28 protein-coding genes are annotated in these 25,477 nt (G+C 61.5%); 18 read left to right on the top strand and 10 right to left on the bottom strand.

What is annotated here, in order from left to right:
- The first annotated feature begins 5 nt into the window (after nt 1–5).
- The 10 genes from bluB (at nt 6) to FX982_RS00855 (ending at nt 8,777) form a co-directional block, all read left to right on the top strand.
- Nucleotides 6–656 carry a 5,6-dimethylbenzimidazole synthase gene (gene bluB / locus FX982_RS00900; protein WP_172609293.1) on the top strand — a complete coding sequence of 217 codons (651 nt, stop codon included), beginning with the start codon at nt 6–8 and terminating at the stop codon, nt 654–656.
- Nucleotides 653–1,561, top strand: a complete 909-nt coding sequence (cbiB, locus tag FX982_RS00895; protein WP_172609292.1) for an adenosylcobinamide-phosphate synthase CbiB — start codon at nt 653–655, stop codon at nt 1,559–1,561. Before bluB ends, cbiB begins: the two co-directional genes overlap by 4 nt.
- A complete protein-coding gene (gene cobD, locus FX982_RS00890; RefSeq protein ID WP_172609291.1) occupies nt 1,554–2,546 on the top strand; it encodes a threonine-phosphate decarboxylase CobD in 993 nt (330 codons plus the stop codon). The genes cbiB and cobD overlap by 8 nt, the downstream gene beginning before the upstream one ends.
- Complete coding sequence (locus FX982_RS00885) at nt 2,543–4,012, top strand: cobyric acid synthase (RefSeq protein ID WP_172609290.1); 1,470 nt, start codon at nt 2,543–2,545, stop codon at nt 4,010–4,012. Before cobD ends, FX982_RS00885 begins: the two co-directional genes overlap by 4 nt.
- On the top strand, nt 4,012–4,533 hold the full coding sequence (gene cobU, locus FX982_RS00880; protein ID WP_172609289.1) for a bifunctional adenosylcobinamide kinase/adenosylcobinamide-phosphate guanylyltransferase: 522 nt from the start codon (nt 4,012–4,014) through the stop codon (nt 4,531–4,533). The genes FX982_RS00885 and cobU overlap by 1 nt, the downstream gene beginning before the upstream one ends.
- Nucleotides 4,530–5,582, top strand: a complete 1,053-nt coding sequence (cobT, locus tag FX982_RS00875) for a nicotinate-nucleotide--dimethylbenzimidazole phosphoribosyltransferase (protein ID WP_172609288.1) — start codon at nt 4,530–4,532, stop codon at nt 5,580–5,582. Before cobU ends, cobT begins: the two co-directional genes overlap by 4 nt.
- Nucleotides 5,579–6,151: an alpha-ribazole phosphatase family protein gene (gene cobC / locus FX982_RS00870; protein WP_172609287.1), complete on the top strand. Its 573-nt coding sequence runs from the start codon at nt 5,579–5,581 to the stop codon at nt 6,149–6,151. Before cobT ends, cobC begins: the two co-directional genes overlap by 4 nt.
- A complete protein-coding gene (locus tag FX982_RS00865) occupies nt 6,152–6,889 on the top strand; it encodes an adenosylcobinamide-GDP ribazoletransferase (protein ID WP_172609286.1) in 738 nt (245 codons plus the stop codon).
- Nucleotides 6,890–7,181: 292 nt separating this feature from the next.
- Nucleotides 7,182–8,129 (top strand): GlxA family transcriptional regulator, encoded by a 948-nt coding sequence (locus FX982_RS00860; protein WP_172609285.1) that lies wholly within the window; start codon nt 7,182–7,184, stop codon nt 8,127–8,129.
- 96 nt (nt 8,130–8,225) lie between these two features.
- Entirely contained in the window at nt 8,226–8,777 is a 552-nt protein-coding gene (locus FX982_RS00855; protein ID WP_172609284.1) for a glutathione peroxidase, read from the top strand.
- 110 nt (nt 8,778–8,887) lie between these two features.
- On the opposite strand, the gene FX982_RS00850 is transcribed toward FX982_RS00855, so the two are convergent.
- The 3 genes from FX982_RS00850 to FX982_RS00840 form a co-directional block, all read right to left on the bottom strand.
- Nucleotides 8,888–10,180, bottom strand: coding sequence for an OmpP1/FadL family transporter (locus FX982_RS00850; protein WP_122535679.1), 1,293 nt, complete (start codon nt 10,178–10,180; stop codon nt 8,888–8,890).
- A 139-nt stretch (nt 10,181–10,319) separates the two neighbouring features.
- On the bottom strand, nt 10,320–10,811 hold the full coding sequence (locus FX982_RS00845) for a hypothetical protein (protein WP_172609283.1): 492 nt from the start codon (nt 10,809–10,811) through the stop codon (nt 10,320–10,322).
- A gap of 291 nt (nt 10,812–11,102) precedes the next feature.
- Complete coding sequence (locus tag FX982_RS00840; RefSeq protein WP_172609282.1) at nt 11,103–11,327, bottom strand: hypothetical protein; 225 nt, start codon at nt 11,325–11,327, stop codon at nt 11,103–11,105.
- A gap of 1,078 nt (nt 11,328–12,405) precedes the next feature.
- On the opposite strand from FX982_RS00840, the gene rmuC reads away from it, so the two are divergent.
- The 3 genes from rmuC to FX982_RS24625 all read left to right on the top strand — a co-directional run bounded on the left by rmuC (nt 12,406) and on the right by FX982_RS24625 (nt 15,891).
- Nucleotides 12,406–13,770: a DNA recombination protein RmuC gene (gene rmuC, locus FX982_RS00835; protein WP_172612946.1), complete on the top strand. Its 1,365-nt coding sequence runs from the start codon at nt 12,406–12,408 to the stop codon at nt 13,768–13,770.
- Nucleotides 13,771–14,131: 361 nt separating this feature from the next.
- Nucleotides 14,132–15,583 carry an NCS1 family nucleobase:cation symporter-1 gene (locus FX982_RS00830; RefSeq protein WP_172609281.1) on the top strand — a complete coding sequence of 484 codons (1,452 nt, stop codon included), beginning with the start codon at nt 14,132–14,134 and terminating at the stop codon, nt 15,581–15,583.
- A gap of 182 nt (nt 15,584–15,765) precedes the next feature.
- Nucleotides 15,766–15,891 (top strand): PA1414 family protein, encoded by a 126-nt coding sequence (locus FX982_RS24625; RefSeq protein WP_122535674.1) that lies wholly within the window; start codon nt 15,766–15,768, stop codon nt 15,889–15,891.
- 128 nt (nt 15,892–16,019) lie between these two features.
- Here the strand turns inward: FX982_RS24625 and FX982_RS00825 are convergent, their stop codons facing one another.
- Together FX982_RS00825 and speB are read right to left on the bottom strand one after the other, a co-directional pair.
- The gene (locus FX982_RS00825; RefSeq protein WP_172609280.1) at nt 16,020–16,310 is read right to left on the bottom strand and encodes a hypothetical protein; all 291 of its coding nucleotides are present in this window, start codon (nt 16,308–16,310) and stop codon (nt 16,020–16,022) included.
- A 377-nt stretch (nt 16,311–16,687) separates the two neighbouring features.
- Complete coding sequence (speB, locus tag FX982_RS00820) at nt 16,688–17,638, bottom strand: agmatinase (RefSeq protein WP_172609279.1); 951 nt, start codon at nt 17,636–17,638, stop codon at nt 16,688–16,690.
- A gap of 167 nt (nt 17,639–17,805) precedes the next feature.
- Here speB and FX982_RS00815 point away from each other — a divergent pair, with 167 nt between their 5' ends.
- Together FX982_RS00815 and FX982_RS00810 are read left to right on the top strand one after the other, a co-directional pair.
- Nucleotides 17,806–18,699, top strand: a complete 894-nt coding sequence (locus tag FX982_RS00815; protein ID WP_172609278.1) for a LysR family transcriptional regulator — start codon at nt 17,806–17,808, stop codon at nt 18,697–18,699.
- Nucleotides 18,700–18,709: 10 nt separating this feature from the next.
- Nucleotides 18,710–19,300 carry a tRNA-uridine aminocarboxypropyltransferase gene (locus FX982_RS00810; RefSeq protein ID WP_172609277.1) on the top strand — a complete coding sequence of 197 codons (591 nt, stop codon included), beginning with the start codon at nt 18,710–18,712 and terminating at the stop codon, nt 19,298–19,300.
- A 12-nt stretch (nt 19,301–19,312) separates the two neighbouring features.
- Here FX982_RS00810 and FX982_RS00805 read toward each other — a convergent pair whose 3' ends face one another.
- From FX982_RS00805 to FX982_RS00795, 3 genes are all read right to left on the bottom strand, one after another.
- Nucleotides 19,313–19,534: a DUF6316 family protein gene (locus FX982_RS00805; protein ID WP_122535669.1), complete on the bottom strand. Its 222-nt coding sequence runs from the start codon at nt 19,532–19,534 to the stop codon at nt 19,313–19,315.
- Between the two features lie 150 nt (nt 19,535–19,684).
- Nucleotides 19,685–20,299: an NAD(P)H-dependent oxidoreductase gene (locus tag FX982_RS00800; protein ID WP_122535668.1), complete on the bottom strand. Its 615-nt coding sequence runs from the start codon at nt 20,297–20,299 to the stop codon at nt 19,685–19,687.
- Nucleotides 20,292–21,686, bottom strand: coding sequence for a class II fumarate hydratase (locus tag FX982_RS00795; RefSeq protein ID WP_172609276.1), 1,395 nt, complete (start codon nt 21,684–21,686; stop codon nt 20,292–20,294). The genes FX982_RS00800 and FX982_RS00795 overlap by 8 nt, the downstream gene beginning before the upstream one ends.
- 262 nt (nt 21,687–21,948) lie before the next feature.
- Here FX982_RS00795 and FX982_RS00790 point away from each other — a divergent pair, with 262 nt between their 5' ends.
- Nucleotides 21,949–22,485 (top strand): DUF2059 domain-containing protein, encoded by a 537-nt coding sequence (locus tag FX982_RS00790; RefSeq protein ID WP_122535666.1) that lies wholly within the window; start codon nt 21,949–21,951, stop codon nt 22,483–22,485.
- Nucleotides 22,486–22,497: 12 nt separating this feature from the next.
- Nucleotides 22,498–22,794 (top strand): BolA family protein, encoded by a 297-nt coding sequence (locus FX982_RS00785; RefSeq protein WP_122535665.1) that lies wholly within the window; start codon nt 22,498–22,500, stop codon nt 22,792–22,794.
- A 47-nt stretch (nt 22,795–22,841) separates the two neighbouring features.
- Here FX982_RS00785 and FX982_RS00780 read toward each other — a convergent pair whose 3' ends face one another.
- Nucleotides 22,842–23,405 (bottom strand): TetR/AcrR family transcriptional regulator, encoded by a 564-nt coding sequence (locus FX982_RS00780; RefSeq protein WP_172609275.1) that lies wholly within the window; start codon nt 23,403–23,405, stop codon nt 22,842–22,844.
- Nucleotides 23,406–23,510: 105 nt separating this feature from the next.
- Nucleotides 23,511–24,212: a glutathione S-transferase family protein gene (locus FX982_RS00775; protein WP_172609274.1), complete on the bottom strand. Its 702-nt coding sequence runs from the start codon at nt 24,210–24,212 to the stop codon at nt 23,511–23,513.
- Between the two features lie 290 nt (nt 24,213–24,502).
- On the opposite strand from FX982_RS00775, the gene trhO reads away from it, so the two are divergent.
- Nucleotides 24,503–25,474 carry an oxygen-dependent tRNA uridine(34) hydroxylase TrhO gene (gene trhO / locus FX982_RS00770; RefSeq protein WP_172609273.1) on the top strand — a complete coding sequence of 324 codons (972 nt, stop codon included), beginning with the start codon at nt 24,503–24,505 and terminating at the stop codon, nt 25,472–25,474.
- Nucleotides 25,475–25,477: the final 3 nt, after the last annotated feature.

Genomic DNA, 25,477 nt, shown 5'->3' with positions numbered 1-25,477 from the left:
CTCCCATGACTGACCACACCTTCACCGATCCCGAACGCGCCGCCGTTTACCGTGCCATCGCCGAGCGTCGCGACATGCGCCACTTCTGCGGCGGCACGGTCGCGCCCGAGTTGCTGGCCCGCCTGCTCGAAGCCGCGCACCACGCGCCGAGCGTCGGATTGATGCAGCCGTGGCGCTTCCTGCGGATCACCGACCCGGCATTGCGTGGGCAGATTCAGGCGCAGGTGGAGGAGGAGCGTATTCGCACTGCCGAAGCCCTCGGCGAGCGCTCTGACGATTTCATGAAGCTGAAGGTCGAGGGCATCAGCGACTGCGCCGAGGTATTGGTCGCCGCGCTGATGGACGACCGCGACAAACACATCTTCGGCCGTCGCACCTTGCCGGAAATGGACATGGCGTCGCTGTCATGCGCGATCCAGAACCTCTGGCTGGCGGCGCGTGCCGAAGGCCTCGGGATGGGCTGGGTATCGCTGTTCGACCCCCTGGCCCTGGCCGATCTGCTGAAGATGCCAACCGGTTCAAAACCCCTGGCAATTCTGTGCCTGGGTCCCGTCAAGGAGTTCTACCCGGCGCCGATGCTGGTGCTGGAGGGCTGGGCGCAGCCGCGCGCGCTGCAAGAACTGGTCTACGAGAACACATGGGGAGTGATTGCATGAGCGTGGCGTTATTGAGCGTCGCCGGGGTCGCGCTGGACGCGTTGCTCGGCGAGCCAAAACGGAACCACCCGCTGGTGGCGTTCGGCCGCTTTGCCAAGCGCATCGAACAGCGCCTGAATGCCGCCGGCCGGGGCTGGCGCAGCCATGGCGTGACCGCATGGTTCATCGCCGTGATTCCCCTGACCCTGATCGCCACGCTGCTCAGCTGGCTGCCGTTGATTGGCTGGCTGGTGGAAGTCCTGGCGCTTTATTGCGCGTTGGGTTTGCGCAGTCTGGGTGAGCACGTCGAGCCGGTCGCCCAGGCGCTGCGCAGCGATGATCTGGACGAAGCACGCCGACGGGTCGGCTATCTGGTCAGTCGCCAGACGTCCGAACTGGACAGCACCGAAGTGGCCCGCGCGGCCACGGAATCGGTGCTGGAAAACGGCAGCGACGCGGTGTTCGCGGCAATCTTCTGGTTCGTCGTGCTGGGTGCGCCGGGCGTCGTGCTCTATCGCCTGAGCAACACCCTCGACGCCATGTGGGGCTATCGCAACGAGCGCTTCGAACGCTTCGGCTGGGCGGCGGCGAAAATCGACGACCTGCTCAACTACATTCCGGCCCGCCTGGTGGCGTTGACCTACGCGCTGTTGGGCAACACCCGACTGGCCCTGCGCTGCTGGCGCACCCAGGCACCGAAGTGGGACAGCCCCAACGCAGGTCCGGTGATGGCCGCCGGCGCCGGTGCGTTGGGCGTCGAACTGGGTGGTGCGGCGATTTATCACGGCGAGCTGCATGAGCGCGCGACCCTGGGCGAAGGTGTCCCGGCGGACGCGAATTCCATTGATCGCGGTTGGCAACTGGTGCAGCGCGGCGTGTGGCTGTGGTTGCTGATCTTGTGTCTGGGGACAGAATTCTATGCTTGAACATGGCGGCCGATTGCGTGGCGCAGTCCTGAAATATGGCATTGAAAAATCGAGCTGGCTTGACCTGTCCAGCGGGATTTCGCCGTGGTCGTGGCCGATCCCGGCGATTCCTGAAGCGGCTTGGGCGCGCCTGCCGGAAACCGATGACGGTCTGGAAGCCGCCGCCCGCCGCTATTACGGCGCCACGGACGTGCTGCCCGTGGCCGGCTCGCAGGCGGCGATCCAGGCGCTGCCGCGTCTGCGTCAGGCGGGCAAGGTCGGCGTACTGTCACCGTGCTACGCCGAACACGCCGAGGCCTGGCGCCACACCGGCTTTCTGGTGCGCGAGGTGCTGGAGCACGAAGTGGAGCGGTTCATCGACACCCTTGATGTGCTCGTCGTGGTCAACCCGAACAACCCCACCGGCCTGAGCCTGCCGCCCGAACGCCTGCTGGAATGGCACGCCCGTCTGGCCCAGCGCGGCGCCTGGCTGGTGGTGGACGAAGCGTTCATGGACAACACGCCGGAGTTGAGCCTGGCGGCGTACACCCAGCGCGCGGGCCTGATCGTGTTGCGCTCGTTCGGCAAGTTTTTCGGGCTGGCCGGCGTGCGCCTGGGCTTTGTGCTGGCGGAGCCGCGGTTTCTCAAAGTCATGGCGCGGCAGATCGGCCCCTGGTCGGTCAGCGGACCCACGCGGATCATCGGTCAGGCCTGTCTCAACGACGTGGCCGGCCATCAACGTCAGCGCCAGCGCACCGAGCAAGCCAGTCAGCGTCTGGTCGACGTGCTCAATCGGCACGGCTTTGCGCCCAAGGGCGGCTGCGCGCTGTTCCAGTGGCTGATCACGCCGCTGGCGGAAGAACTTTACGAGTTTTGCGCGCAGCGGGGCATCCTCCTGCGCATCTTTACTCACAACAGCAGCCTGCGTTTCGGCCTGCCCCGCGAAGAAGCCGACTGGCAACGTCTGGAGCAGGCGCTCAGCGAATTTTCCCGGGAGCGCTCATGACCCTCGGCAAAACCCTGATGGTGCAGGGCACCACCTCCGACGCCGGCAAAAGCACGCTGGTGACGGCGCTGTGCCGCTGGCTGACCCGTCAGGGTGTGCGCACCGTGCCGTTCAAGCCGCAGAACATGGCGCTGAACAGCGCAGTGACTGCCGACGGCGGTGAGATCGGCCGCGCGCAGGCGGTCCAAGCCCAGGCCTGTGGCCTCGAGCCCCACACCGACATGAACCCGGTGCTGCTCAAACCCAACAGCGACACCGGCGCCCAAGTGATCATTCACGGTCGCGCCGTGACCACCATGAACGCCGTCGCGTACCACGATTACAAAGCCATCGCGATGCAGGCCGTACTCGCCTCCCATCGCCGTCTCAGCGAAGGCTGGCCGGTCGTGATGGTCGAAGGCGCCGGGTCGCCGGCGGAGATCAACCTGCGCGCCGGCGATATCGCCAACATGGGCTTTGCCGAGGCGGTGGATTGCCCGGTGCTGCTGGTGGCGGACATCAATCGCGGCGGGGTGTTTGCCCATCTGGTCGGCACGCTGGAATTGCTTTCGCCCAGCGAACAGGCGCGGGTCAAAGGCTTCATCATCAATCGTTTTCGCGGTGACATCGCGCTGCTTCAGCCGGGCCTCGACTGGCTTGAACAGCGCACTGGCAAACCGGTGGTGGGCGTGCTGCCCTACGTGATGGACCTGCACCTTGAAGCCGAAGACGGCCTCGACCAGCGACAGATCGACAAGGCCGAGCAGGTGCTTAACGTCATCGTGCCGGTCCTGCCGCGCATCAGTAACCACACCGATTTCGACCCGCTGCGCCTGCATCCCCAGGTGAATCTGCGATTCGTCGGGCCGGGGCAGGCGATTCCCGGGGCTGATCTGATTATCCTGCCCGGCTCGAAAAGCGTGCGCAGCGATCTTGCCTATCTGCGCGCCAATGGCTGGGACACTGCCATTGGCCGCCACCTGCGTTACGGCGGCAAAGTGCTGGGCATCTGCGGTGGCCTGCAAATGCTCGGCGAGCAGCTGCATGACCCGCTGGGGCTTGAAGGCGCCGCCGGTTCCAGTCCGGGATTGGGGCTGCTGGCCCTGAGCACGGTGCTCGAAGAAGAGAAGCAACTGCGCAACGTCTCTGGTCGCTTGACCCTCGAAGACGCCGACGTCATCGGCTATGAGATTCATGCGGGCGTGACCACCGGCGCGGCGCTGGAACGTCCGTTGGTCCAGCTCGCCGACGGTCGCTGCGATGGCGCGCGCAGCCCGGACGGCCAAGTGCTCGGCACGTACCTGCACGGGCTGTTCGAGAACCCGGCGTCGAGCAGCGCCTTGCTGCGTTGGGCCGGGCTGCAGAACGTGCAGTCGGTCGATTACCACGCCCTGCGCGAACGCGACATCGAGCGCCTGGCCGATCTGGTGGAAACCCACCTGGACGGCACACTGCTGCGTGAACTCTGCGGCCTGGAGCAACCTTGATGCTGCAATTGATCCTCGGCGGGGCGCGCTCCGGTAAAAGTCGGCTGGCGGAAAAGCAGGCCAGCGAAAGCGGCCTCGACGTCATCTACATCGCCACCAGCCAGCCGCTTGACGGTGAAATGAACCAGCGTGTCGCCTTGCACCGCCAGCGTCGTCCGGCGCAATGGGGGTTGATCGAAGAACCCATCGAGCTGGCCCGCGTGCTCCGGGAAAACGCCGGGGAGGGCCGCTGCCTGTTGGTGGATTGCCTGACCCTGTGGCTGACCAATCTGTTGATGCTGGACCATCCGCAGCGCCTGGCTGAAGAGCGCGAAGCCTTGCTCGACGGCCTGGCTGAACTGCCGGGCGACATCATTTTTGTCAGCAACGAAACCGGGCTCGGCGTCGTGCCACTCGGTGAGCTGACCCGTCGTTATGTCGATGAAGCCGGCTGGCTGCATCAGGCGCTGGCCGAACGCTGCCATCGCGTGGTGTTTACCGTTGCCGGACTGCCCATGATCCTCAAAGGACCCGCACTATGAGTAACGCCTGGTGGCTCGCGCCTGCCCGTGACGTCGATCAAGCCAGCCGCGACCACGCGCTGGCCCGTCAGCAGCAACTGACAAAACCGACCGGCTCTCTGGGCCGGCTGGAAGACGTTGCGGTTCAGCTGGCTGGCCTGCAGGGTCGCCTGAAGCCGAAGGTCGATGAGGTCTGGATCGCGATTTTTGCCGGCGATCACGGCGTGGTCGCTGAAGGGGTTTCGGCGTACCCCCAGGAAGTGACCGGGCAGATGCTGCACAACTTCATCATGGGCGGCGCGGCAATCAGCGTGCTGGCCCGGCAATTGTCCGCGCAACTGGACGTGGTCGATCTGGGCACCGTTGCGCCGCTGGATCTGCCGGGCGTGCGTCACCTCAACCTCGGTCCGGGCACCGCGAACTTTGCCCACGGCCCGGCGATGACTGAGGCGCAGCTGCATGCTGCCCTTGAAGGCGGTCGCGACAGCGTGTTGCGCGCCAAGGCGTCGGGCGCCGAGCTGTTCATCGGCGGGGAAATGGGCATCGGCAACACCACCGTCGCCACTGCGCTGGCCTGCGCCTTGCTCGACTGTCCGGCCACCTCGCTGGTCGGCCCCGGCACCGGTCTGGATGCCGAGGGGGTGAACCACAAGGCGCAAGTGATCGAGCGGGCCCTGCGGCTGCATGCCGATGCTGTCGATGATGCGCTGGACAGTCTGCGCGCCCTCGGTGGTTTTGAAGTCGCGGCGCTGGTCGGTGCGTACCTGGCCTGCGCGCAAGAGGGCATCGCTGCGCTGGTCGATGGCTTTATCTGTTCCGTGGCGGCGCTGGTGGCGGTGGGTATCAATCCGTCCTGTCGGGAGTGGCTGTTCTTCGGCCACCGTGGCGCCGAGCCGGGCCATCGTCTGGTGCTGGACGCGCTGCAGGCCGAGCCGTTGCTGGACCTTGGATTGCGTCTGGGCGAAGGCAGCGGCGCGGCGCTCGCGGTGCCGTTGTTGCGTCTGACCTGCGAGTTGCACAACGGCATGGCGACCTTCGCCGAGGCCGCGGTGGCAGACCGCCCGGCATGACCTTGCATCTGGACCTGCTGCGCCACGGCGAAACCGAATTCGGCGGCGGCCTGCGCGGCAGCATCGATGACGCGCTGACTGACACCGGCTGGCAGCAGATGCGCGCGGCAGTGGTTGGTCGTGGCCCCTGGGACCGCATCGTCAGCTCGCCCCTGCAACGCTGCGCGCGCTTCGCCGACGAACTGGCCGAGCGACTGGGCTTGCCCGTGGAGTTGGAAGTCGATCTTCAGGAATTGCACTTTGGTGACTGGGAAGGGCAGAGCCCCGCGCAATTGATGGAAACCGACGCCGTCGGGTTGGGACGCTTCTGGGAGGACCCGTACGGGTTTACGCCGCCCAACGGCGAGCCGGTCCAGGCATTTGCCACCCGCGTGTTGGCCGCCGTTGAGCGGTTGCAGCGGGCGTGTGAGGGTCAGCGCGTTCTGCTGATCAGTCATGGCGGGGTGATGCGTCTCTTGCTGGCTCGCGCCCGCGGTCTGCCTCGCGAGCAATTGCTGCAGGTCACGGTGGCTCATGGCGGTATGTTCAGTCTCCATGTGCAGGCCAACGGCGAGTTGACGGAGGTTTAAATGCTGCCGTTCTGGATTGCCTTGCAGTTCCTCAGCAGTTTGCCGATTCGCCTGCCGGGCATGCCGACGCCCCAGGAGTCGGGGCGCTCGCTGCTGTTTTACCCGCTGGTCGGATTGCTGTTCGGCGTACTGTTGATGGCGATGGATCATCTGCTCGACGGCGCGCCGACACTGTTGCATGCCGTCTTGCTGCTGGCGGCCTGGGTGATACTCAGCGGAGGGCTGCACCTGGACGGCCTCGCTGATAGTGCGGATGCCTGGCTCGGTGGATTCGGCGACCGCGAACGTACGCTGACGATCATGAAAGACCCCCGGAGCGGCCCGATTGCCGTGGTCGCCCTGGTGGTGGTGTTGCTGTTGAAGTACAGCGCGGTCGTGGCGTTGATTGGAACCCACAATGGTGTTGGCCTGCTGCTGGCGCCGGTGATCGGCCGCGCGGCGATGCTGGCGCTGTTTCTGAACACGCCCTATGTGCGCGCCGGCGGGCTGGGCCAGGCGCTGGCCGATCATCTGCCGCGCAAGACGGGCGTGCGGATGCTGGCGGCGGTGGCGGTGGTCTGCGTGCTCATCGGTGGCGGTCCGGCGGCGTGGGTGCTGGTGGTGGCAGCGGGTGGGTTCTTCTGGCTGCGCCGGGTGATGATGCGACGTTTGGGCGGCAGCACCGGCGACACCGCCGGCGCGATGCTCGAACTGCTCGAAACGTTGGTGCTGGTGACATGGGCGCTGATGTGCGATTGATGCAGCAACAGGCATCCTGACTTGGGCGCATGGCAAAAACCGTACATGTGGGAGCGAGCTTGCTCGCAAAGACGCCATTCCAGCCGCTGAAAATTTATTGGATGTACCGACGTCTTCGCGAGCAAGCTCGCTCCCACAGGATCTGCGGTCCGCTCGATATCTTCGGCAAGCCGCTGAATCTGTCGGACTGACCGATAAAGCGCTCCTGTCAGTAAGCCTTCGCGAGCGAGGCGGAGCGTCACCCCGGTCGCTCCCACAATTGATTATTCGGCAGATCGGCCGGAGAGGTGTCATGCATAACGTTGCGCTGGTGGTGTACCCGCAGTTTCAGTCCCTCAGCCTGTCGGTCGGGTCCGTGCTGACCTGCGCGAACCTGATGCAGGGCGAGGCGGCGTACTCCTTTCATCTGGTGTCGGAGAGCGGCGGGGCGGTGATGTCATCTGAAGGCTTTTCGGTCCACACCACGCCATTGCAGCCCGAGGGTTACGACACGATCATCGTCAGCGGCTACATGGACCTGCAATTGCCCACCCCGAGCCTGCTTGAGTTCGTGCGCACCGCTTCGGCTCAATCGCGGCGGGTGGCGTCGCTGTGCACGGGCGGGTTTGTGCTGGCCGAAGCGGGCCTGCTCGACGGTAAGCGCGCGACCATGCACTGGATTCACGCCCCAGAGTTTCGCAAGCGTTACCCCAACGTTCGCGTCGAGGACGACAAGCTGTTTACCGTGGATGGTCAGATCTGGACCGGCGCGGGCATGAGCGCCGGCCTTGATCTCGCGCTGGCGATGGTCGAGAACGACCTCGGCGCCGATATCGCCCGGCAGGTCGCGCGCAAGTTGGTGATCTATCAACGGCGCGGCAGCGAGCATTCTCAGCTGTCGACGCTGCTGGAGCTGGACCCCAAGTCCGATCGCGTGCAACTGGCGCTGGCCTATGCCCGCGAGAACCTCAAAGGTGATCTCTCCATTGATGCACTGGCGGCCATTGCCCGGTTAAGCCCCCGCCAGTTCAGTCGGGTGTTCCGCGAGGAAACCGGGCAGACCCCGGCGAAAGCCATCGAATGCCTGCGGGTGGAAGTGGCGCGGGCGATGATGGAAACCAGTCGACATCCCATTGAAGTGGTTGCTCGGGAGACCGGTTTCGGCGATCGCGAGAGAATGCGCCAGGCGTTTCTGCGCAACTTCGGTGAGCCGCCCCAGGCGATGCAGCGAGCGTTCACGGCCACCGACATAGCCAGTTGATGGCCCCGTTTCCTTGGCGCGCTGGGCATTCATCGCGCGGCGGAGTAGCGTAGCGGCAACCCCACTTTTCCTGCCCGCTCATGAATGGACGTCGCCATGGCCTTACGCTGGATTCACGCGCCTCTGCTGTTCCTTGCCCTCAGTGGCGCCGCGTCGGCTGCCGATTGCCCGCCATTGTTGCAAGGCGAGCTGCCCAAGCTGCGGGCGAAACAGGATATCGACTTGTGCAAGCAGTTCGCCGGCAAGCCGATGCTCGTGGTCAATACCGCAAGCTTCTGTGGCTTCGCGCCGCAGTTCAAAGGGCTTGAAGCGCTCAATCAGCGTTTCAAGGGCGAGGGGCTTGAAGTGCTGGGCGTGCCTTCGGACGATTTTCTGCAGGAATCCAAAGACGCTGCCGAGACCGCCAAGGTCTGCTACGTGAACTACGGCGTCACGTTCACCATGACCGAACCGCAGCCGGTGCGTGGCGCCGACGCCATCAACCTGTTCAAGGTCCTCGCCGAGCAAAGCAGTCCACCGCGCTGGAACTTCTATAAGTACGTGGTCGACCGCAAGGGCAATGTGGTTGCAAGCTTCTCCAGCAAAACCGCGCCGGATGATCCCGAGCTGATTTCAGCCATCGAGAAGGCCATCGCCTCCAAGCCATAACAGCGGCCCGACACAAAACAGACCGACCACAACGAAAAACCCCGCAGCCATTGCTGGCTGCGGGGTTTTCTGTCTGGCGAACAGGTGATCTGCCTGTCCCGCCAACTGCATCAGAAGCGGTAGGTCATGCCCACGCCGAAACCGTTGGCGCTGTTGTCGTACTTGGCGTTGTAGCTTTGACCCAGCGCGTTCGCATCGGAGACCTTGACCTTCTCTTCCTGGAGGTAGGAGTAAGCCACATCGATGGTGATGTCGTCGGTCGGGCTGTAACCGGCGCCGAGGCTGAAGATCGTGCGATCGCCTGTCGGGATGCGCGGCGAGCGGTTTTCGTTGTTGGTCGGCGACTGGTCGAACGACAGGCCGGTACGCAGCACCCATTGCTTGTTCAACTGGTACGAAGTACCCACGGCGTAGGCCCAGGTGTCGTGCCAGTTCTGCTCTTCACTGATGGTGCCAACCAGACTTGGCGCAGCGACGCCACCTGCGCGAGTGACGCCCGAATTCTTCACGGTGATGTCTTCCAGACGGCTCCAGCGTGTCCAGGTGGCCCCCGCGTAGAGCTTCCAGGCATCGTTCATCTTCTGCGTGACCGAGAAGTCCACAGTTTCAGGCGTGTCAATGTTCAGCTTCGCGTCGTATCGACCCGCGCCCAGTACTTGGGCAGGTACGCCTGCGCCCGGCGTCACTTCGGTGTGGCCTTCGAGCTTGTAGGTCACTTTGGAGTGATAGGTCAGGCCGACGCTGGTGGTGTCGGTGGCTTGCACCAGGATACCGGCGTTGAAACCGTAGCCGACGTCATCGCCCTTGACCTGCACGCGGCCGTCGCCCGTACGGGCGCCCAGCAACGGGCTGACATTGAGTGCCGATTCCAGCGCGCCGGAAATACGGTTGATGGTCGGACCGAAACCGATCGACACCTTGTCGTTGAATGCGTAGCTGACGGTCGGCTGGAAGGTTACGACCTTGACGATGCTCTTGCTGCCGAAGTTACGGCCCTGGAAGTTGTCTTCGTAATCGGTGACCAGGCCGAATGGCGCGTAGACACCAAAGCCGAACGCCCAGTGCTCGTCGACCGGGTTCACGTAGAAGCCCATCGGCACGGCGATGAAGGGCACCATGTCGCCTTTGTTCGAACCGGTGCTGCGGCCGCTGGTGTCGGTGATGTCGGTGGAAGCATCGATTGCGGCGACCCCCACGGTCGCCTGCGCGCGCTTGAGACGCGACATCCCGGCCGGGTTGCCGTACACGATGCTGGCGTCATCGACGGACGAGGTACGGCCCGCAAAGCCGGTCCCCATGCCGCTGATACTTTGTTCGTTCAGGGCGAAGCCGGATGCAAAAATCTGAGTGGAGGCAAGAGTGATGGCGAGACTGAGGCTGGATTTGATCATTGTTTTTTTCATTGTTAGAACTCCTTGTTGATCACCGCGCGGAAATTACCAATATTTCTCCCCACGCGCCATAGCCTGGATCAGCCGAGTTAGAGCGGTTCTTGTAGGACAATCCTGAAAGTTCGCGGCTTTTTCGTTCAATACCGGTCGGTCATGAAATGGCTGGCGAGGGCTGGAACAAGGGGCTGACCCACGTTTGCCAGGCCGAGGTGAAATCCTGCAACTGGCCATCGGGCTGAAATATCTCGCGCCACATGTGTGCCATGGCCAGACAGTCATCCGTATCCGGCAGCGAAATATGGCTTGCTTCGACCATCAACCAGGCGATGGCAGTCGAGTAACGCAGGTTGACGGTCAGTTCCAGATCGGGACCTGTGAGGAACGCGTGTTGGCTGGCCAGGCCTCGAACAAGGCTGGCAAGGTCCGGATCCCGGGCCAGGTATTCGTCCCAAAGCTGGCGGTGTTGAGTGTCGGCGATGCTGTAAAGCCCGTGGCCGGGCGGGTTGTCCAGCTCGGCGCCTAGCGCTGACTGACTGGCGGCAATGCCCAATAACAGGGCTTCGGCGGCCCGATTGTGCCGGCCAAGGTAGATGAGCGTCGGGCGGATGACGTAGCGACACAGTTCACTGGCGGCGATTCCCATAACACCCTCGAGGAGTTGATGAGTCGGCGGGCCCTGGCGCTTGGCAGCATGGATGGAGTGGGCCCACCGGCAGCGACCTGAGCCGCTGACTTGAAGTGTAGTGTGATATTCACGGTGTAAAGGTCTGTTTTACGGTCAGTTCCCATGCAGTGTCAAAATGGTGACTGGCATCCATTACCGCATCTTTCGCTGTTTCTATAAGTAAAACAGATACAAAAAAGCCCCACCGTTATCGGGTGAGGCCTTGTCGATGCAGCGGTATTTACCGACGGACGGTATCAGGCAACGGTATTAGGCAACCAGGGCCTGACGAGTACGGTCGATCACCGCCTGCAGCGGAGCATCGCTGGAGTATTGGTTCGGGTACAAACGCTCGCTATGGCGGGCGATGCCGTGCTCGTTGACGATGGTGAAGCTGAAGCAGCCTTTGCGTGCTGCCATGATCAGGCAGTCCATTGGGGCGAAAGCGTTGGTCAGTGTACGAATAGCGTTTTGAGTCTGGATATGAGTAGTCATGTTATGGGTGTTTCCTGAATCGACACGCAATAAGAGGCGTGCAAAATTAAAACGTTCCAGTAAACGCGGACCCATGCTCGAATGCGAGTCAAGGGCAGGGCGCAGAACCTGTCTGGAACAAAAGCAGCCAGTTGAGCGCATTTAAAATGTGGCGCGGGGCTGACTGGTAGGTACTTAGGAGGGCAGGCAACACAACGCGAGCTAAGGTCCGATGCTCGAGGTGAAGATCCTGATCAATTTGCAGGCTGGTTGAGGAGAGCATGAATGTTCTGCACACCCCTCCGTTTCGACGGCAGGTCGTGTGAGTTCATGTCTGGAAACCATCGAGGTGATCGATCCCTTTTTTCAATCCGTTCGCTCATTGGCGAACCGGGATTGGGGGATTTGTTCGATCAGAATTGACTTTCAGCTTGGTACTAACGGCGGCGATGCTAATGGAGTTACTGGCGCAGCGCAAGCACTGATTTGCAATGCTTCAGTTGAACGGCACAACGCGGGGCAGAAGAGACTACAGCATATCGAGCGGAAAGAGTGGCCCTGTGCCTTATTCCCGCGAATTTTGAGCGGATGCCATGGCTGCTGAAACCGGCTTATGCAGTGACAAAATCCACTTGTGCACATTGCGAAAGGTATCTGTCATGTCACTGTCACGTCGTCCGCTAACCGCTTGATTTAATGCAACGAATTATTAAGTCAATGAAAACCATCGTTTTTTTGCGCTGGTGAAAAAATCGTCAGTTTGAACGCAGGCCCCATTCTACGTGCGTTTCCGAGAGCTTAAGGGGTGTTGTCCACTGAGTTATCCACAGGTTCTGTGGATTGTCCCAAGCACTGGCTCTATCACGCCGCTCTTGAAGCATCCGCTTGCTTTTTTCTCTTCCCCTGGCGCGGTTTTACCCGAATCGTACGTCGAGCTCGCTTCTGCGCATAATGCTGACTGCATGAATGGAGGAGTCTGGATTTTATGGTGTTTGAGTTAACCAGCCTGTTGCTGGGTTTGGCGGTGGCGGCATTGCCTTTGTTGGGGCTGGCCTGGCAGTTGCAGCGGCGTCTGGCGCAACGCGAAGCGGACGCCGCGTTGCTGGACGAGCGTTTGAGTAATGCGCAGATGGCGCAGGACGGGCTCAACGCCCAGCTTGACGCCAGCCGCGATGAGATCAGCGATCTGGCCCAGGCCAATGCGGTCAAGCAGGCGGACCTGGCGGCCCTGCGCCGGGAAGTGGAGTTGCTGCGTCAACAGCATGAAGGCGCGCGCGAGGCCCAGGAAGACTGGAGCCGCGAACGGACCGCCAGGGAGGCTGAGCTACGCCGCCTTGACGCCCAGTGCGCGTCCCTTGGTGCCGAGCTGCGCGAACAGCAGGACAGTCACCAGCAGCGCCTGACCGACCTGCAGGGCTCCCGCGATGAGCTGCGTGCGCAGTTTGCAGAGCTGGCCGGCAAGATCTTCGATGAGCGCGAACAGCGCTTCGCCGAGACCAGTCAGCAACAATTGGGGCAGTTGCTTAACCCGCTCAAGGAACGCATCCAGTCGTTCGAAAAGCGCGTTGAAGACAGTTACCAGAACGAAGCCCGCGAACGTTTCTCACTAAGCAAGGAACTGGAGCGCTTGCAGCAGCTCAACCTGCGCCTGAGCGACGAAGCGAACAACCTGACCCGTGCGTTGAAGGGCCAGAAGACTCAGGGCAATTGGGGTGAACTGATTCTGGAGCGCGTGCTCGAGCACGCCGGTCTTGAAAAGGGCCGCGAGTACCAGACCCAGGTCAGCCTGAAGGGGCCTGACGGCGAGCGTTTCCAGCCTGACGTTCTGATCATGCTGCCCGGCGACAAACAGGTCGTTGTCGACGCGAAGGTCAGCCTGACCGCCTATCAACAGTATGTGTCGGCTGACGATGAGGTGATTTCCCAAGCGGCGTTGAAACAGCATGTGCTGTCTTTGCGAAATCACGTCAAAGGCCTGTCCGGCAAGGACTACAAACGCCTTGAAGGGCTGCACAGCCTCGATTTCGTTTTGCTGTTCGTGCCGATCGAGGCGGCGTTTTCGGCGGCGTTGCAGGCCGAGCCGAACATGTTCCAGGAGGCCTTTGATCGCAACATCGTGATCGTCAGCCCGACCACGCTGCTGGCAACGCTGCGGGTCATCGACAGTCTGTGGAAGCAAGAGCGGCAGAGTCAGAATGCCCGTGAGATCGCTGAGCGGGCGGGGTGGCTCTACGACAAGTTCGTGCTGTTTATCCAGGACCTGGACGAGGTCGGCAACCGTCTTCAGCAGCTCGACAAGGCCTACGGCGCCGCGCGCAACAAGCTTGTCGAAGGGCGGGGCAACCTGGTCAGCCGCAGTGAACAGCTCAAGCTGCTGGGCGCGCGGGCGAGCAAGAGTCTGCCGGCGGATCTGCTGGAGCGGGCGATGACCGACCCGGATGGGCTGGTGCAGTTGCCGGAGTAAACAAGGACTGTTGGACCACGATGCGGTAGCGCGCGGACTTATCAGGTTGGACCAAAGCCCGTCGCGATTGTATACACGTGATCTGGCTGCAGCCCCTCATTCGCCGCCTTCTGATCATGCACCGACTTTGGTCACGCTGCACTGCCAGCAGGCGCGGCGTCTGCCGTCCCACCCTTTGAAATCCATAGTTCCGGGCTCGTCAGTCGCTTGAAACCCGCTGTCTAGACGCATTTTCTGCGCGACAGGATAGCAATGGCACGCATTCTGCCTCTCGCTTCGTATACAACCCACACGCGCTCCCGTACGCAGTGTGTGCACGTGTGATGTCGGGAGCCGGTTCGTCCTTTAAGGGAGAAATGCGATGACCGAGCCATTGCCCAAAGGCTACAGCCCCCGCCTGTACAACGAAGACCTGGGCCCCGTGCCGCAGAAGTGGACCTGGTACAACATTTTCGCGTTCTGGATGAGCGATGTGCACAGCGTGGGCGGCTACGTCTTCGCGGCCAGCCTTTTTGCCCTCGGGCTGGCGAGCTGGCAGGTGCTGATCGCGCTGCTGGTGGGCATCTGCATCATTCAGGTGATCGCCAACCTGCTGGCCAGGCCCAGTCAGCAGGCGGCGGTGCCGTACCCGGTGATCTGCCGTCTCGCTTTCGGCGTGTTCGGTGCGAATATTCCTGCAGTGATTCGCGGGCTTATCGCGGTGGCGTGGTACGGGGTGCAGACGTATCTGGCCTCGAGCGCGCTGATCATCGTGGTGCTGCGCTTCTTCCCACACATGTCGGTCTATGCAGAGCCGCACTTTGCCGGCTTGTCCTATCTCGGATGGATGGGCTTCCTCGCGCTCTGGGTGGTACAGGCTGCTGTGTTCTGGACCGGGATGGACTCGATCCGGCGCTTCATTGATTGGGCCGGACCCGTGGTCTACGCCGTGATGTTCATCCTGGCGGGGTGGATTGTCTGGAAGGCGGGCTGGGCCAACATCAGCTTCACCCTGTCCGAGAAATCCCTGACTGGCTGGGAAGCGTTTTCCCAAGTGATCATGGCAACGGCACTGGTAGTGTCGTACTTCTCTGGCCCTACGCTCAACTTCGGCGATTTCAGCCGCTACTGCCGGAGCATGTCCGAAGTGCGTCGCGGCAATTTCTGGGGGCTGCCTATCAACTTTCTGGCGTTTTCGCTGGTCACCGTCGTCATTGTTTCGGGAACGCTGCCGGTGTTCGGCGAAATGCTCCATGACCCGATCGCCACCGTGGCGCGCATCGATAACGATGTCGCGGTGCTGCTCGGCGCGTTTGCCTTCGTGACCGCGACGATCGGCATCAATATCGTCGCCAACTTCGTGTCGCCGGCGTTCGACTTCGCCAACGTCGCGCCCAGCAAGATCAGCTGGCGTGCAGGCGGGATGATCGCAGCGGTGGCGTCGGTCTTCATCACACCCTGGAACCTGTTTAACAACCCCGCCGTCATCCATTACACCCTGGACGTGCTGGCGGCGTTCATCGGGCCGTTGTTCGGCATCTTGCTGGTGGACTATTACGTGATCAAGAAGCAGCAGATCGATGTCGATGCGCTGTTCAACGATGGGCCGACCGGGCGCTACTGGTACACCGGCGGAGTGAACTACACGGCGTTCAAGGCGCTTATCCTGGCGACAGTGGCAGGCATCGCAATCACCTTCGTCCCGGCATTGCAGCCGATGGCCAACTTCGCATGGTTTACAGGATGTTTCCTGGGCGGTGGGCTGTTCTATCTGTTTGCCAGACGCCGGCAGGCCCATGAATGCGCGGCGTTGACCTCCGCGGTCGCTGGCTGACGGCCCTGCCGTCTGTCGCGTGAAGTCTTCGAATCGGCGATTTGCAGTGTCACTACGTCATGCAAGGCAAAAAATTCCTGCCGCGACACTCGGTAGCAGGCGTAAAGTGCGCCTTAGCACTATGATCTGCTTTAGGCAGGTCGGACATTGGCTGCCGAGTATTTCCCTGAAGGGGGCGTTATATGAACAGCAAGTTGCAAGAATGGCTTCACGATGTAGGCGTCGCGCTCGGGTTGATTGAAAAGCCAAAGCTGCAACCCATACCCGTGCGCAGCAATGATGATGAGCGTCGTCGTCCACGGCGCTAAGCGCTTTCTCAAGACGCGTCTGAAAGCGGCGCTATCGCCCGATAGCCCGCTCCCGATTTGTCTCCCGACCCTTCGATCAGCCCTCTGATTCTCCTCTGGATCTTTTCTGAGCCATTCACGTCTGCGGCTCAGTGATGAGTCCTGCGTTTGCTTTCGACGAGAATCTGGTCGACAAGACCCTGCAGCGTCAGTTGTCCATAAGGTGATTGCGGTGACATACCCGCAATATCGGCTTTGATCTGGTTGGGGAGGACGATGCCAAAGTCACTTTGCAGAATTGAAAAAAACTCCCTGAAGTCTTCCTCATCCAGTTCAAGCGCACTCAGCATCACATCGTCTTCTTCCTGAATCAGCGTCTTGTCGACCAGAATCTTCCCGATCGTGTCGATGACATGTTGTCTGACTTCACTCTGCTTCATGGCCGGCCTCTGCTTTGATCTAAGTGGTAATCACCCCAACATCAAAATACAGAGGGTTGTGGCAGGAATGCCTAATGAGCAACCACCCTGAAAAACCTGCGGTGCGTTGCGCAACGCCGGCGGTCTCGAATTAAGGCTAGCCTAAGTTTGCGGGAGAGGAATGACAGGTGTGTGGAGATTTTTTGTAACGGCGCGCAATGGAAGAACAGCGCGCCCGATGCAGCGCACACGTTGTGGGACCGGCTTCAGCCCGAAAAGGCCCAGGCGCCACACCGCAAGAGTGAGGGGTGCTCATACGGGCCTCTTCCCGGCTGAAGCCGGTCCCGCTAAAAAAGCAGCGCGCCCGGTCCCGCTATGCAAACCGTCCAGTCCCGCTGTCAGCGGTGCGCGACGCCTGGCAGCACGCACAGCATTTCATAGAGCAGGTTCGCCCCCAGCAGCGAGGTATTGCCGGTGGTGTCATACGGCGGCGAAACCTCGACAAGGTCACAGCCAATCAGGTCCATCCCCTGGCACCCACGAATGATCTCGATTGCCTGAATCGTCGTCAGCCCGCCGATTTCCGGTGTGCCAGTGCCCGGCGCCCAGGCCGGGTCGATGCCGTCGATGTCGAAACTCAGGTACACCGGACCGCCGCCTACCTTCTCGCGCACTTCGGCCATCAGCGGCGCCAGCGACTTGTGCCAGCATTCCTCGGCCTGAACCACTCGGAACCCTTGCTTGCGACTCCAGTTGAAGTCTTCAGCGGTATAGCCCTGGGCACGCAAACCGATCTGCACCACGCGATCGCAATCCAGCAGACCTTCCTCCACCGCCCGACGGAACGTGGTGCCATGGGCAATCTTTTCGCCAAACATATGATCGTTAACGTCCGCATGGGCGTCGATGTGCACCAGCCCGACCTTGCCATGTTTCTTCTTCATGGCGCGCAGGATCGGCAGGGTGATGGTGTGATCGCCGCCGAGGGTCAGTGGAATGATGTCGTGTTCGAGAAAGCCGTCGTAGGCTTCTTCGATGATGCGCACGGCATCCAGCAGGTTAAACGTGTTGATCGCCACGTCGCCGATGTCCGCCACGGACAGCGAATCAAACGGCGCGGCGCCGGTGGCCATGTTGTAGGGGCGAATCATCACCGATTCGGCACGGATTTCCCGCGGGCCGAATCGAGTGCCGGCGCGCAGCGACGTGCCGATGTCCAGGGGCACGCCGACGAAGGCCGCGTCCAGCCCGGCCGCCGTTTGCAGGTGCGGCAAGCGCATCATGGTGGCGATGCCCGCGAAGCGCGGCATTTCGTTGCCGCCCAGTGGTTGGTGAAAAATCTTGTCCACGGGAATGCCTCGTCAGTGGTAATCAAAAAGGGGCGGAAGCGGGCTTCCAGCATGGCCCCGATTCTGTTGACCGGGCCCACCGCAAACAATCGGCCAGGCAAAATACTTAGTTCAGATAATCCTGAAGTATCGGGTAAGCTGCGCGCAAAACTCTCCCTGGAACAACCATGCCCAGCGCGCTCCCCGACCTCAAATTGCTGCGCATCTTCGCCTGCGTGGTGCGCCATCAGGGCTTTGCCAGCGCCCAGCAAGAACTCAATCTGTCGACCTCGGCAATCAGCACCTACATGAGCCAGCTCGAAGCGGCGTTGGGCATCGTGCTGTGTCATCGCGGACGCGGCGGTTTCAGCCTGACCAGCAAGGGCGAGCTGTTTCATCAGGAAACCCTGCGGCTGTTGGGCGAGCTGGAAGGCTTCGAGCGCTACGCCGCTGCGCTCAAGGGCGAGCTGCGCGGCACGCTGAACCTGGGGGTGCTGGACTCGACGGTCAGCGACCGCGCGCTGCCCTTTGCGGAAGTCATCGGCGCCTACAGTGCAGAGCATCCGGCCGTGCATTTGCACCTCGCCGTGATGAGTCCGTATGAACTGCAGCTGGGCGTGCTGGACAACCGGCTGGACCTGGCAATCGGCTCGTTTTCCACCCGCATGAACGGCTTGCTCTATCAGCCGCTGTACCGCGAGCAGCACTGGCTGTACTGCAGCAATCGCCACACGCTGTATGCCGAACGGCGGATTCCGGAACCTGTCATCACTCAACAACGCATGGTCGGGCGCGGGTACTGGAGTCAGGCCGAACTGGCTCGCCACGGCTTCAAGCACAGCGCCGCGACCGTGGAGAGTATGGAAGCGCAGTTGATCCTGGTGCTGTCCGGCGCCTACATCGGTTACTTGCCCGAGCATTACGCGCAGTCGTGGGTGGACTCCGGGCACCTGCGCGTCTTACTGCCGGCCACTTTCGGCTATCAGGCGCCGTTTTCAATGATCCTGCGTCGTGGCCGCAGCCGTGAGCCGCTGATTCAGACCTTTCGCGATCTGCTGAAAGCGCAGCTCAATCCACTGTAGGAAACCGACGATGTCCCGTGCCCGTTGTGAACGCTGCCTGCGTCCGTCCGATCACTGCCTGTGTGCGTTGATTCCCGCGTTGGGCAGCCGGACGCGCGTGTTGATCCTGCAGCATCCCAGTGAAGTCAATCACGCGCTCAACACGGCGCGCCTTGCAGCCCTTGGCCTGACGAATGCGGAATTGCAGGTGGGAGAGGTGTTCGAGGATCTGGCGCTGTGGCTGAGCCGGCCCGGTTACCGGGCCTGTTTGCTGTTTCCAGGGGAAGAGGCTGTTGCGTTGAAGGCTTACAGTGCCGACGATGTGTCCGTGCTGCTCGTGGTGCCCGATGGCACTTGGCGCAAGGCGCGCAAGCTGCTGCACCTCAATCCTCTGCTGGCGGCGTTGCCGAGAGTGGTGCTGACCAACGCGCCAGCGTCACGCTATCGATTACGCAAAGCACCGGGGCCCGAGGCATTGTCGACACTGGAGGCCATCGTCCATGCGCTGCATACGCTGGAGCCGGAAGCCTCATTCAATGGCTTGTTGCGTCCGTTCGATGCGCTGATCGACGGACAGATCGCAGCGATGGGCGAAGAGACCTTTCGCCGCAATCATTCATGAAAACGGACTGAATCAGCCGTTGAGCGAGGAGGGCATGCCTGGCTGATACGCACTGACCGCCTGCATGCGACGGATATAGACTTCGGTTTCCCGAGCAGCGTCTTCCTTGCTCATGAATGGACCTTCGAGTGTGTTTTCCCGGGTGCTGAAGAAATACTGGCCATTGACGCGGGAAACGCGGTCGCTGCGAAAACGTACGGTGGGGGCTGGATCTTGTTCACGCTTGCTTAACATGGCCTTCTCCGGGCATTGGGTTGGTACGCGAGTGATCTGAATGGGCGACAGCCGCTACAGCGTAAGTCAGAGCATTTGAATAGTAGCGTTGTTAACGGTTCCATCAACTTGCGAGCCCACGCGCCACTCCTGACCGTGCGGGCATCACATTCAGCGCTTGCCCAGTGCTTCGGCGTCACGAATCCACTGCTGACGCTGCTCTTCGGTAGAGGTGCGTACCGGCGAGAACTCCGTCAGCCGCGTGGTCTTGATGCCGCAGAATTCGAGGATCGTCCTGACCATCTGCCGATGGGCCGGGGCCTTGAAAACCCAGCGGAAGTAGCGTGACGGCGTGTCCATCGTCACCAGCAATTCCGCCGTCCGGCCCTTCAGCAACTCATTGGAGGGGTGATGCCTGCCGTGGGCTTTGAAAGCAAAGCCGGGCATGAACACCCGGTCAAAGAATCCACCAAGCAGGCTCGGCAGCCCGCCCCACCAGACGGGATACACGAACACCAGATGCTGCGCCCAGTGCACCTCGCGCTGGGCTTCAAGCAGATCGTGTTCCAGCGTCTGTGCTGATTCATAACCACCCCGCAGCACCGGGTCGAAATCCATTTCATCAAGCTTGAGCACCCGCACGACATGACCTTTGCTCCGCGCGCCCTGAGCATAAGCCTCGCCCAGCGCGTGGCCGAGGCTGATGCTTTTCGGCGTGCCGATGATCATCAGAATGCGTTTGCCATAGCCTTCCAGTGGCGTGGCGCCGCTGATGGGTTCAGCCATTACTGCCAGCCTCGAGCATGTGTTCCGGGCGCACCCAGGCATCGAACTCGGCGTCGGTGAGGAAGCCCAGTTGCAGCGCCGCTTCGCGCAGGGTCAGCCCTTCGCTATAGGCTTTCTTGGCAATCTGCGCCGACTTGTCGTAGCCGATGTGCGGGTTCAGCGCGGTCACCAGCATCAGGCCGCGTTCCAGATGCTCGGCCATCTTGGCGGCATCCGGTTCCATGCCGGCAATGCAGTGTTCGTAGAAGTTGCGGCAGCCATCGCCCAGCAAGCGGATCGATTGCAGCAGGTTGTGGATGATCACCGGCTTGAACACGTTCAGTTGCAGGTGGCCCTGACTGGCAGCGAAGGTGATCGTGGTGTCGTTGCCCATGACCTGACACGCTAGCATCGACAGCGCCTCGCACTGGGTCGGGTTGACCTTGCCCGGCATGATCGAGCTGCCCGGTTCGTTGGCCGGCAGCTTGACTTCGGCCAGGCCGGCTCGAGGGCCGGAACCGAGCAGACGCAGGTCGTTGGCGATTTTCATCAGCGTCACGGCGAGGGTTTTCAACGCGCCGGACAGCGCGGTCAGCGGCTCATGCCCGGCCAGCGCGGCAAACTTGTTAGGCGCGGTGACGAAGGGCAGGCCAGACAGCGCAGCCAGTTCAGCGGCGACTGCTTCGGCGAATCCATGGGGCGAGTTCAAACCCGTACCAACGGCGGTGCCGCCCTGGGCCAGTTCACATACGGCCGGCAACGCAGCGCGAATGCTCTTTTCGGCGTAGTCGAGCTGGGCGACATAGGCCGACAGCTCCTGGCCGAAAGTGATCGGCGTAGCGTCCATCATGTGCGTGCGGCCGGTTTTCACCAGCTTCATGTGCCGCGAAGACTGCTCGGCGAGGCCGCTGGACAATTCAGCGATCGCCGGCAGCAGGTGTTCTTTCACTGCCTGCACAGCGGCGATGTGCATCGCGGTGGGGAAGCAGTCGTTGGAGCTCTGCGAGCGATTGACGTGATCGTTGGGGTGAACCGGGGACTTGCCGCCGCGAACGCCACCCGCCAGTTCGTTGGCACGGCCGGCGATGACTTCATTGACGTTCATGTTGCTTTGCGTGCCGCTGCCGGTCTGCCAGACCACCAGGGGAAACTGGTCGTCGAGCTGGCCTTGCAGCACTTCGTCGGCGGACTGCTCGATCAGGTTGGCAATGTCAGTGGGCAAGTCGCCGTTGCGGTTGTTGACTCGGGCGGCGGCTTTTTTGATCAGCGCCAGCGCGTGCAATACGGGCAGTGGCATGCGCTCCTGGCCAATGGCGAAGTTGATCAGAGAACGCTGCGTCTGCGCCCCCCAGTAAGCGTCTTCGGGGACTTCGATCGGACCTATGCTGTCGGTTTCGGTACGGCTCACTGGACTCTCTCCTTAAGATCGATTTGCGCAGTTTAGTAACCAGGCGAGCCGGTGGGGTTCCCCGTGGCTGCTGTGCGGTCGGAACAGGTACGGCCAGTGTGCGACAAAACGACCGGGGCGGTCGCCCTAAACCTGCATACGGGCGAGTGCGTCAGGTCCGCGGGATAACCGCTCGTAGGGTCGGGGGTTGAGGGAAATGCGCAAAGGGGCGCAGAATGGCCGCCCTTGGGGTTCTGCCTCGCCTGCTAGATAAGGAAACTCGATGACCCGTCTTCGTGCCATTTGTGCTGCGGTTGCTCTGGTATGTGCCAGCGGCCAGGTTCTTGCCGATACCGCCAGCCATGAAGCCAGTGCTGTAGCGTTCCTCAAACTGGCTCACGCCGATCAACTGGGTGCGCCGGTTTACATGCAAGTCCAGCAGATGTTCGCTCAGCGTTTCGCTGAAACCAAAGCGCCTGCGTCCAAGCAAGCCACCCTCGAAACCTACCAGGGCAAGGCCAACGCCGCGCTGGATCAGGTGATCAGCTGGCCAAAACTGCAGCCTGACATGGTCAAGCTGTACACCTCCAACTTCAGCGAAAGCGAGCTGAAAGACCTGGTTGCCTTCTACCAGTCTCCGCTGGGCCAGAAAGTCCAGGCCAAGATGCCGCAGATCAGCCAGCAGTCGTTCCAGCTGACCCAGAGCAAACTGGAAAGCGCGGTGCCTGTGGTCAACAAGCTGCTCGCCGACATGACCAAGGAACTGACCCCGGCCGGCGCCAAGCCTGCTGCACCGGCTGCTCCTGCCAAGAAGCCATAAGCGAAGCCTGACATGAGCATGCAACAGCGAATCGAATCCGCGTTGACGGTCTTTCAGCCCGAGTACCTTCAGGTGCTCAACGAAAGCCACATGCACAGTCGCGGCACGGACACTCACTACAAGGCGGTGGTGGTCAGCGAGCAGTTCGCTGGCCTCAACGCAGTCAAGCGCCATCAGAAGGTCTATGGCCTGCTCGGTGGCCTGATGGGTGAGTTCCACGCTCTGGCGCTGCACACCTACACCCCGGAAGAATGGGCGAAGCTCGGCTCGGCGCCGTCTTCCCCGACCTGTGCGGGTGGGCACGACTGACCCGCGCCGTCCGAAGCCGTTGTACAGGTTTCGGGCGCAAGCGGGCGTCATGCCGGCAGTGGGCCGTAGGCGCGATAGGCCTCGATTAACGTATCGAACAGTGTGATGTCCGACCTGCTTCGTGCGATGAGCTGCGCCCCCGCGACGGCCGAGAAAATGGCGCGCGCGCGAACGTCGCTGTCGGCTTCCTCGCAGTACTTCGCGGCGACCAGCAGTCGGCCAAGCCAGGCAATATTGACCTGAGCAAACGTCTGGATCTCCTCGGCCATGGCCGTGGGTAGATTATCGGTTTCCGCCCCCACAAAGCTCGCCAGACACAGCCGGTTGTCGGTCTCCAGCGAGCGACGAAAAATTTCGGGGAATCGGCGCAATGCCTCCGCCGGATCCGGCGTCTCCTCGGAAATAGTCTCGAGGGCAGCGGCACCGTCTTGCCAATACCGCTTGGCAACGGCAATACCCAGATCGGCCTTGCTCGGGAAGTGGTAGTAGATACTGGCTGGCTTAATGCCAACCTCTTGGGCGAGATCGCGAAAATTCAGTCCGTTGTAGCCTTGTGACTGGGCAATGTTTCGAGCAGCCAGAAGTATGGCTTCGCGGGCGTTGATGCTCATTGTCGTGCCTTTCATGGGTCGGACGAGTTGCTGTGGAACCGGCCATCTTAAAGCAAATGTCCAGGCAATCGTCCTCACACATCATGACGTGCGGATCCAGATGGATCAGGCGGAAGGTGAATCCAGTTCCGGTATGCCACTGCTGCGATCAGCGTAGGCGGCCTGGAAACTTGGGCGCTTCTGCCAGCGCTGCCAGTAGCTATCGAGATGCTCGAAACGCTCGTCCAGCGGGGTCGCGTTTACCGGGAACTTGGAAAAGGCAATCGCGGTGGCCAGCGTGACATCGGCAAACGTCGGTTCGGCACCGCCCAACAGCCATTCGCGACCATCAGCCAGGTGACGATTCACCAAGGCAGCGTGCATCAGTGCCTCCTTGCGGCAGTGTTCACCCCATGCCTCATTCTTCGTCAGTTCCAGTTTGAAACCGAGCCCGGTGTGCAAGACGTGAAAAGCCGTGACGATGCGATACAGGATATGCACCCAGATGCGGTTATCCCACATGTTGTCCAGGCCCTGCTCCAGCGGAGTTTCTCCCATGATCTTGCGGCCGGGATAGGACTGGTCGAGAAAACGGACGATGGCCGCTGTTTCGGAAATAAAGCTGCCATCTGCCAGCTGGAGTGTCGGGGTTTCGCCCCATGGGTTCATGTTGAGGTGACGCCAGCCGCGTTGTTCGCCACCGGGCGCCATGTCATAGACGGTTTCATCGAATTGATCGGCGATGCCTTTTTCGTGCATAAACAGCCGTAGCCGCTGCGGATTGGGGAACGCTGAAGGGGAGGTGAATAGCTGCAGTCTGGTCGTCATGGCGCTGTCCCGTGGTGGAAGATTTTTCACCTAACAGTTGTTAGGTAGGCAGACATTAGACTCCAGAATTGGATGAGTCAATAGGCTACCTAACATTCGTTAGGTTTGGTTTTGCCTTGCGTTACTGGCCGTTCAAGTCGGGTCAGCCGTCAGCTTCGGCCGCTCAACCTCCCTGACTGCTCGCCGTTGATTCTTGATAGAATCCGCGCCGCGTTGCCCGGTCGGCACGCGCTTATCTGAATCATTCACCCGGTAGGCCCTTTGCGAGGGTCACCACCTGGAGACGCCACATGACCCAAACCGCACCCATCGTCGTCGCGGCGCTGTACAAATTCGTCACCCTTTCCGATTACGTCGCACTGCGTGAGCCCCTGCTGCAGGCGATGGTCGACAACGGCATCAAGGGCACCTTGCTGATCGCGGAGGAAGGCATTAACGGCACCGTCTCCGGCAGCCGCGAGGGCATCGACGGCTTGATGGCCTGGCTGAAGAACGATCCGCGCATGGTCGACATCGACCATAAGGAATCCTACTGCGACGAGCAGCCGTTCTACCGCACCAAGGTCAAACTCAAGAAAGAGATCGTGACCCTCGGCGTGCCGGGCGTAGACCCGAACAAGGCCGTGGGCACCTACGTCGATCCCAAGGACTGGAACGCGCTGATTGCTGACCCTGAAGTGCTGCTCATCGACACGCGCAACGATTACGAAGTGTCGATCGGCACCTTCGAAGGCGCGATTGACCCCAAGACCACTTCATTTCGCGAGTTTCCGGACTACATCAAGGCCCACTTCGATCCGACCAAGCATAAGAAAGTCGCGATGTTCTGCACCGGCGGTATCCGCTGTGAGAAGGCCTCCAGCTATATGCTCGGCGAAGGCTTCGAAGAGGTCTATCACCTCAAGGGCGGCATTCTCAAATACCTGGAAGAAGTGCCCCAGGAAGAAACCCGCTGGCAGGGCGACTGCTTCGTGTTCGACAATCGCGTCACCGTGCGCCACGACCTGACCGAAGGCGACTACGATCAGTGTCACGCCTGCCGCACACCGATCAGCGCAGAAGACCGCGCCAGCGAGCACTATTCGCCGGGCGTCAGTTGCCCGCATTGCTGGGATTCACTGAGCGAAAAAACCCGCCGCAGCGCCATCGACCGGCAGAAGCAGATCGAACTGGCGAAGGCGCGCAATCAGCCGCACCCGATCGGGCGCAATTACCGTGCGCTCGACGGCCAGGCCACTGAAACTCAAAGCAACGAGGGCTGAGCC

The sequence above is a fragment of the Pseudomonas graminis genome (assembly GCF_013201545.1).
In the GTDB taxonomy this organism is placed as follows: Bacteria; Pseudomonadota; Gammaproteobacteria; order Pseudomonadales; family Pseudomonadaceae; genus Aquipseudomonas.
Note: the sequence above shows the minus strand (reverse complement) of the source record. Positions and strands in the feature narration are given on the sequence as shown.